This window comes from Schaalia odontolytica (assembly GCF_002847525.1).
Taxonomy (GTDB): Bacteria; Actinomycetota; Actinomycetes; order Actinomycetales; family Actinomycetaceae; genus Pauljensenia; species Pauljensenia odontolytica_B.
On record NZ_PKKM01000007.1, the window covers coordinates 142,846 to 151,210 of the forward strand.

3 protein-coding genes are annotated in these 8,365 nt (G+C 65.4%); all 3 read right to left on the reverse strand.

The genetic code is table 11. The features are described 5' to 3' along the window. Positions 1-15 precede the first annotated feature (15 nt). Complete coding sequence (locus CYJ22_RS06355) at positions 16-3,834, reverse strand: S8 family serine peptidase (RefSeq protein ID WP_101601910.1); 3,819 nt, start codon at positions 3,832-3,834, stop codon at positions 16-18. Between the two features lie 221 nt (positions 3,835-4,055). Continuing rightward, positions 4,056-5,957, reverse strand: a complete 1,902-nt coding sequence (locus tag CYJ22_RS10445) for an N-acetylmuramoyl-L-alanine amidase family protein (protein WP_101601913.1) — start codon at positions 5,955-5,957, stop codon at positions 4,056-4,058. 371 nt (positions 5,958-6,328) lie between these two features. Beyond that, positions 6,329-8,059 (reverse strand): alpha/beta hydrolase, encoded by a 1,731-nt coding sequence (locus tag CYJ22_RS06365; protein ID WP_101601916.1) that lies wholly within the window; start codon positions 8,057-8,059, stop codon positions 6,329-6,331. Positions 8,060-8,365 lie beyond the last annotated feature (306 nt).

Here is an 8,365-nt window from a genome sequence, read left to right on the forward strand (position 1 = left end):
GGGCAAGCACTCAGGTCAACCGACCCACGCGCCGCTCCCGTCAAAGACGTAGGTACGCCCGTTAATCACGTGCGTGCCCGTGAACATCGCACCATCGGGGCCCAGGTAGTACCAGGTGCCACCGACCTTGACCCAGCCTGTCGCCATCTTGCCCGAGTCGGACAGGTAGTACCAGGAGCCGCCATCGTGCACCCAGCCGATGGCCATCGCGCCGGAACCTGTGAGGTAGTACCACGAGCCGCCGTCGGCGAGCCACCCGGTCTTCATGATCTTGGTGGCCGGATCCAGGTAGTACCAGTAGGGGCCACCGTACACGCCGTCGAGGACCCACCCGCCGACGGGAACGCCATCGGAATCCACGTACATCCAGTCACCGCTGGGGTGCTTGACGAAGCCGGTCATCATGTAACCGGAGGGGCTGAACTGGTAGTCCCTGCCACCGATCGTGAACCAGCCTCCTCCCAGGTACGCCCTCTCGTTAGCGCACTGGTACCGCCAGTACCGCACTTCCTTGATCCAGTGACCGCCCGTCGGATCCTTGCACGAGGCCGTCTCGTTGTCGTCGGAGATGGGCAGGTCGAGGCTCACCGGCTCGGAGGGGTTGAGCCCGTAGTCCCACGCGAGCAGGTAGGGATTGTCGATGACTCCGCCGACGCCACCCTGGTCACTCCACGCCCCAGAGATCTCCATCAATGGGATCTCAACGTGGTACATGTACCGACCGTCGGGGCCAACGCTACCCTCGCTCTCGGTGAAGACGTGGCGGTAGAACCACAGGCCGTCAGCCGGGTCGTGCAAGTCGATCGCCGCCAGGGGCGAGTCATCGGCGACATTGAAGGACACGGCCATGTCGGGCCCGTCTCCGCCGTACGTCACTCCTGAGATGACCGGTGCCGTCGTGTCGAGGCGGAACTTGTAGGAGATCGACTGCTCGGCGCGCGACGGGCCGTCGTTGGACGCGGCGATCCGCAGCGTGTACGTGCCGTCGGGCATGTGCGAGAACTTCTCCGCGTTCGCGTCGAAGACCGTGGACTCGTGGTAGGCCTCGACCCAGGTGTTCTCCTCGGTGCTCGTCTGGTAGAGGGACTTCCAGTTCCGATGGTTGGTCACCGAGAAGACCGTCTCCCCGGCCTCGTTCGTGTAGGTGCTGGTCAGCGAGTGGACGCTGCGCAGCGTGCCCGTGCGGGGTTCGAGGATCGTCGGGGCGCCCGAGGCCGTGGACCTGGAGATCACGTAGCGCTGCGGGTTGGGCTTGCCGGTGCGCTCGGCCGCCTTAACGAGGGGGTTGTAGCCGAGGGAGTCGCCGGTCTTGCCGTTGACGATGGCCGAGGCCCGGGTGTGTGCGCCGCCGTCCGAGGCGAGGGCGTCGAAGATGGGGACCTTGCCCCAGTCGCCGTAGAAGCCCAGGTAGGGCACGGCGAGGTCGGGCTGCCCCTCGGTCTTCGACGCGAAGCGCACGAAACCATCGAGGAACGTGCCATTCGGCGCATTGTCCGCAACATAGGACGCGAACTCGCTGCCAGGCGTGACGTCGATGCCGACGGTGGCCTCACCACTCGCGGGGACCGTCACCGTCGCACCCTCAGCGGACGCGGACGCGGCGCCCGAGTACGTGATCTCCACGCCACGGCCTCGCCAATCGGAGGAGTGCTGCGTGAAGAATCCGCCGTCGACGATCTCGGAGAGGGCCTGCGAGCTCAGCTCGTAGGTGGCGGGAACACCCGAGAGGTTATGCAGCGTGACGTCGAAGTGCCACCCCTTCGTGCCGTCCCCCAGGTCCGCCTTGGGCCGGGACTGCTCGGGCGCGCCGACCACGGTGGGATACACGGACGAGGTCGTGGCAGCCAGGGCGTCGACGAGGCCCGCGCCCTGCTTGCGGGGCGAGTACAGCGCGCCCGTCGTCTGGGCTGCGTCGGTGAGCGGGCGAGCCGTGCCCATGATGAGGTTCTGCACCACATCAGCCTTCTGACGCGCACTCATCGAGGCGAAGAGCGGGTCAGACTGGACACGCTGCAAAACGATCGTGCTGACACCCGCCATCTGCGGAGTGGCCATCGACGTGCCGGAGGACTGCTCGTACGCTCCGTCCGGTATCGACGAGAAAACCTCGCCACCGGGCGCCGCGATCTCGGGCTTGAGGCGCAGGTCCGGGGACACGCCCCACGCGGAGAATTCCGACGCCTCGTACACGGTGGACTGCGGCAGAACCTGGCCCTCGGCGATCGAGAGCTTGTGCTCGGGGGCGTCCAGCATGGCCTGGCCGTCGGCCTGAGAGATGAACGCGGCGGGCATGTCCTGCGTCGTCAGATTCATGGCGATGAGGGATCCGACCGACACGTTGTTGTAGACGACGATTCCGGCGGGCTTGAGGTCGTAGAGGTTCTCGACCTTCTTCTGGTAGGTCATCTTGCCGCGGGAGACGAGCGCGATCTTGCCGGCGAGGCCGTCCGGGTACTTCGCCTTGAGGGCGGCGGCGTCCTCCTCGGAGGCGAACCCGGCGTCGACGTACTCGTAGGTGCCGGCGGGCAGGTCGGAGAAGAAGGCGACCTTCTCACCGTTGAGGCCGCGAGCGCGCTGATATCCGATGTCTTTCCCATTGACGGTGAAGGCGTTGCGAAGCAGGGCGTTTTCGACCGAGGCGACGGCAACAACCGAGGAATACGTAGCCGGCTCGTCCATGACCGAGGAGTCGGGGTCCGAGGCGTAGGGCAGGCCCTTGCCGGAGTTGTTGCCGTACCCGGTGGAGAAGGCGTTGCCCGAGGCCGCGTTGACGGTGATGCCCGCTTCCTGCAGCTTCTTGTACACGGTCGCGTACACCGAGTCGGCCTCGTTATCCATGCCGGCCGTCCAGCCGAGCGACAGGTTGATGACGTCGGGATGCAGGACGAGCATGTCGTCGAGGGAGGCGAGCAGCGCCGAGTCCAGCAGCGCGTCATCCTCGCTGCGCGTCACCTTCGCGACGATCACCTGAGTGTTCGGAGCGGTGCCGACGATCTTGTCGGCGTTACCGGAGGCGATGCCGGCGACGTGCGTCCCGTGGGAAGCGTACGGGGTCTTCGCCGGCGACGCGTCGTTGTCGCCGTCCGCGTAGTCGTAGGCGAAGGGGAACTTCTGCGAGACGTAGACGCCGGTCTTTCCTTCACCCAGTTGCGAGGTCATCGCGGCGACCTTCTGTGGGGTGAGCGGGGGCGTTCCCGCGAGTTCGCCAGTAAAAGCCGGATGCGCCATGTCGACGCCCGTGTCGATGACGGCGATGACCTTTCCTTCGCCCTTCTGGGCGACCTGGTCGATATGCATCATGAGATGGGCGCTCAGGTTAGCGGGGTCCTGCCCGCCGGTCTGCGAGGACTCGATGCCGCCCTCGGCATCGGGCGTGGCCACATCACTGACGCGCCCCTCGCGCTCGAGGAACGCGGCGCGTACGCCCGGGGCACGGCGGATTGCATCGAGCGCACCGATGGGTACCTTGAGGGCGAAGCCCGACATGACGTTGCCGTACTCGTGCTCCACCTGGGCCGAGGCGCCGGGAAAGAGGGAGGCCACGGCCTCGTTGATCTCACTGATCGCACCCTCGCGGGACGCGCCATCCTCGAGCTGGACGATGACGCCGACGACGCGCGCCGGGTCCGCCTCTGTACCGGTCGAGGAGGGCACAGACTGCCCGCTCTTCGAGGTCAGCGCCGTGTCGATGTCGCCCACGGGCAGGGCCGCTGCGCCATCACTGACGGCGGACGGGCCCGGGGGCAGGGGCGAGGCCAGGGTGGCCGGCCCGGTGACCGCGAGCGCGCACGCGCCGACAAAAGCGAGGAGGGCAGCCGGTTTCTTCGTTGACATAAGCCTTCTCCGATATGTTGGGGGACGGAGTGCCAGTGGCACCCGGTACGTCGGTGTACCAGCCGTCTCCTTACAACATACCTCACGTGACCCCCGTGACAATCACGGTATTGCTTACTGATATGTGAAGAGGAGCTGAAGTGTCTAACACGACCGGGCCCGGGAGCGCGTTGCTGCGCTCCCGGACCCGGAGTATTGCCTGGCGGTAGGCGGATATCAGATCACGGCATCCACATACCCGAGGCGTCGAAGTTGTACATACGACCGTTGATCATCTGCGTGCCGGTCACCATTGCTCCCGAGGGAGACAGGTAGTACCAGGCGCCACCCAGGTTGAGCCAGCCGGTGGCCATCGCGCCAGAGCCATGCAGGTAGTACCAGACACCGTCGACCATGACCCAGCCGGTACGCATGGCACCGTCCGAGCCGAGGTAGTACCAGGAGCCACCGATCATCTGCCAGCCGGTTGCCATCGCGCCCGAGCCGTGCAGGTAGTACCACGTGCCACCCAGGTTGATCCAGCCGGTGGCCATCGCACCGGAACCGTGCAGGTAGTACCAGGTGCCGTCGACCATGACCCAGCCGGTACGCATCAGGCCGTTGTCGCCCAGGTAGTACCAGGTGCCGCGGACCATCTGCCAGCCGGTGAGCTGAGCGCCAGAGGCGTCGTGGTAGTACCAGGCGCCGCCGTCCATGACCCAGCCGGTGCGCATGTAGCCACGTCCATCGAAGCGGTAGGTGTGTCCGTCGATCATCATGGAGGTGTTCGTCGGGTAGCTGCCATCAGCGTTGCGGTACCACCAGCCGACCGAGTCCATCACCCAGGCGCCCATCGGGGCGGGCGCAGGCTGCGGATCGGGGGCAGGCTGCGGATCGGGGGCAGGCTGCGGGTTGGGAGCGGGCTGCGGGTCCGGCGCAGGCTGCGGATCAGGCGCAGGCTGCGGATCGGGGGCAGGCTGCGGGTCCGGCGCAGGCTGCGGGTCCGGCGCAGGCTGCGGATCAGGCGCGGGCTGGGGGTCAGGAGCAGGCTGCGGATCGGGAGCAGGCTGCGGATCGGGAGCAGGCTGCGGATCGGGTGCAGGCTGCGGATCGACCCACGGGGCGGGTGCCTTCGCGTCCTGCTTCACGGACTTCACAACGGCGATCGTCGTCGCCGTTGCGGAGGTCCCATCGGGCAGGGTGGCGGTCAGGTTGACCTGATCCCAATCAACAACGTTGCTACCGGTGATCGTCGCGCTCTTGCCATCCTCGGCCACCTTCAGGATGACCGCGCCACCGTACTCCAGGCTCCAGGACAGGGTGGCATCCTTGAACTTCTTGGGAAGCAACGGCTTGAGGGTAACAGTCTCACCCTCCTCCATGTCCACGCGGAGGTGATTGAGCGCAATCTCGTCCTTGTCCAGCTCGCTGACGCAGACCTGGACGCTGGCCATCACCGGGTCGAAGACCATCGGATCCATGTAGTCGGCGACAGCCCTAACATCCGAGCAGCCTTCCTTCTGGGCAGTCACGAGGCCCGACTTCTCATCGACGTTGAGGACGTCAATGTCGTCGCCGGACCAATTGACCTTCGTCATGTTGGCATTCTCCGGCATGTGCGTGACACCAATGTTGGTCTGCTGGCCAACGTATAGATCGAGTTTTCCTGACTCGATACCGAAGTCGAGGGAAGTCATCGCCACCGGCTCGATGGCGACGTCGGCACGCTTGGACGGCATGCCGTCACTGCCCCACGCGACGAGCTTGACCGTCGCGGGGAGCGCCTCGGTGTGGCCGGCCTTGGCCCAGGCGGCCTGGATATCGGAGAACGTGATGGTGAACGTGTAGTGGTGAATACCGTCAGCCGTGACATTGCCGGGGAAGTCGACGACGCGGCGATAGAAGATCGCGTCGGACGCCGGATCGCGCAGGTCGATGCTGGACAGGCCGGGATTGTCGACGACGGAGAAGGTGACCTGACCACCAATACCTTCACTGGTGGTGGCGAGGTCGGAGATCACCGGACCATCCGCGTCGGGCGCGGGGGTTGCTGCCAGGGCGGGAGCGCCGAAGGCGACGCCGGACGCTGCCATTGCGCCGGTCGCCAGGGCTGCTATCCACACCCTGTGAAATGTGTATGACATGCTCACTCCAATGTTGATTCAGGCGAGCTATACCGCACGGTTAGGTTATGTGCTCGCAATTCGCACAATACTGCGCAACCAGATACCTAGCAATGCATTACTCACTTACCATCACATAGATACAAGAGTATTTGAGGGAAAACAAGGCGTCCTGAGAGTTCTTTTTCTTGAGATTTACACGCGGACCCTGACCACTGCACATATGTTCCGCGACAAAAGTACAGATGCTCACTGAGAACACTCTTAAAAGACCGAACTTTCAGACGATATAGAATTCATTCGACCCGGTAACTACCGTAGCGAACTAGCACAAACAGCTACATAACAGGCCCGTGACCTTGACACACATGTCACGGAACGCCCCAGGCGCCCTACTGGCGGTCCGACAGCTCCAGGTTCGCACGCACAACAATGCCGATGCGCTCGACCATGTCATCGTCCACCCACGCCCCATCCAGGCCGGCCAGGCGCGGGTGAGTGGGCTCCTCGTCGAAGAGCAGATCAAAACCGAGGATCGCCCGCCACAGGGGAATCAGCTCTTCGTTGTAGGTGTGGCCATGTCCGCCGGGGGCGGTGCCCGCGACGGGCAGGTCCGCGAGCACCTGAATAAAGGTCACGAAGCGCGTGAACTCGACGAAGCGGGACACGTCGCGCCCGGCGCGCTCACGCAGCCAGTCCGGCTGGGTCCACAGGAGCTTGCGGTTCCACCACACGACCGGGTCCGAAGGGTGCTGAGCGTAGACGAGGCGCGGGAATCCCCACGGCCCTAGCTCGCGCCCGTAGAGGTCAGTGCGCAGGTCGGAGGGTTCGTTGACGAAGCGCACGCGCCGCCCGTTGTAGACGACGGGCGCCACCTCGGGGCTACCCTTGTGGCGCGCAGCCGTGAGCTCGGCGTGCATCGGCGTGAAGGCGGGGGTGCCCACCCACAGGGCGCCATCCACCTGGGAGAGCGCCTCCTCGACCGAGGAGAAGACAGACTGCGAGGCGAAGGCTCCCAAGGACTCGCCGCAGACGAAGAGCGCGGGTCGGTCGGCCTCGTCCATCGTGTCGAGCTCAGCGCGCACGGCGCGGAACAGCGCGGCCGACGCCTCCTGCGCGGGCTCGAGACCGGTCAGCCAGTTGAGTGCCGAGGGCACGTAGGAGTATTGGAGCGAGGCGGTCGCGCAGTTGCCGTGCGTCAGGAACTCGAGGGGCTGGACCTGCCACTCATCGACCCAGCCGGAGCCGGTCGACGCCGCGATAAGGATGACAGCGCGATCAAAGGCACCCGTGCGGCGCAGCTCGGCGACCACCGTCGCCGCTGCCTGCTCGATACCCGCCCCACCCGTGGGCATGCCGGAGTAGACGCGGATGGGTTCCATGGCCTCGCCGCCGCAGACCTGCGCGATGTCGAGGCGCGAGGGGCCGCGGCCGAGGAAGACTCGCCCCTGACCGCCGACGGATTCCCAGGTGACGGGCGAGGCCGGGGACGCGGAACGCTCAGGGACGAACGGCTTGTAGATGCCGCGCGCGGTGCGCATGTTCATCTGCTCGGCGTGGTGGCGGAAGAAGCCGATCCCACCGCGAAGGATCACGTTGGAGGTCAGGAAGAAGACGAGCACAACCAGGATCGCGACGCCCACGAGGATGGCCGCGGGGCGCGGCATGTAGCCACCGAGGGCCGCAATGAGCATGCGCCCCAATCGATTCAGAGCGCCCACAATCGCGATGAGACACCAGGCGATCACAACGGTTCCGGCGGTTCCCAGGAGATACTCGCCGAAGGTTTCGCCCGGCATGTTGACAAGCCTGGCGGCGACGCGGGCACGCCGGTAGGACTGGATGACCGCGTAGAGCCACCAGATCGCAAAGAGGGCGGCGATGCAGACGCGGAAGCCGATCTCGACGGGCTCGGAGGCCCGGATCGTCAGGCCCGTCATGCGGATGACGCGAGCCCCCACGTTCTGGACGATGACACCGCCGACGTACCCGCAGGAGACGAGGACACCCGAGGCGACCGCGTGCCACGCCCAGGAGCGCGCCATCAGCGACGGCGCCACGCTCACCGCATACATGGCGAGCGCCGCGATCACTCCCAGAAACGACACACCCATGGCCACCATTGTGCCAGGCACAGCCTGCCCGTTCAGGAGAGGAACGAGGCCCGGACCGCCAGGCGCATGAGACCGACGCTCGCTGTCGCCCCGCTCACGCCCCAGCGCGAAACGACAACCGCACCTGCAACACATACACCCGACTATCGACGAACAAACAACACTCTCTATCCGCGATACATTGGTTTGCTTGACAGGCGGTCAGTGGATTTGTAGGTTGATAGCATGAGCGCAGATGTGGGTTTTACTCCTGGGAAGCTGGTTGAGGCTGCCCAGGGTATCGAAGATAACGCTGAGCCTTTTGCTCAGGCGGTG